This is a genomic window from Xenorhabdus santafensis, assembly GCF_033949405.1.
In the GTDB taxonomy this organism is placed as follows: Bacteria; Pseudomonadota; Gammaproteobacteria; order Enterobacterales; family Enterobacteriaceae; genus Xenorhabdus; species Xenorhabdus santafensis.
Map to the genome: position 1 here is coordinate 1 of NZ_VCDN01000397.1, position 347 is coordinate 347.

At 34.6% G+C, this 347-nt stretch carries 1 protein-coding gene; it reads right to left on the bottom strand.

The genetic code is table 11. From position 1 onward, the window contains the following. Window positions 1-347, bottom strand: a 347-nt coding sequence (locus FE392_RS22885; protein WP_319931978.1) for a hypothetical protein, incomplete at both ends; no start/stop codon positions are given.

Consider the following 347-nt stretch of genomic DNA (forward strand, 5'->3'; position numbering starts at 1 on the left):
CGTACCATTAGAAGCTACAAAAAACTCTTTTAAACCAACATCCACACCAATCGACTCATTGGTTAGTTCTTGTGATTCAAAGTCTTCTTGGAACCCTACACTCATCCACCAGTGACGACCATCAAATGTAACTCTTGGATTTGATGGTTTTTTATTTCTTGGTAGTTGTTGGCTTGTTTTCACTTCTCCAATAGACTGAATATGAACTACTTTCTTTCCTATAATCAGCCTTTCATAATTGGCATAAAATCCTTGGATTAAATCTTTTTTGGATTTATAAGAAGTGTGATAACCATTTTTGTACTTTTCGAACGAATTTCTTCTCGCCGTATCAAAATCTTTTGAAG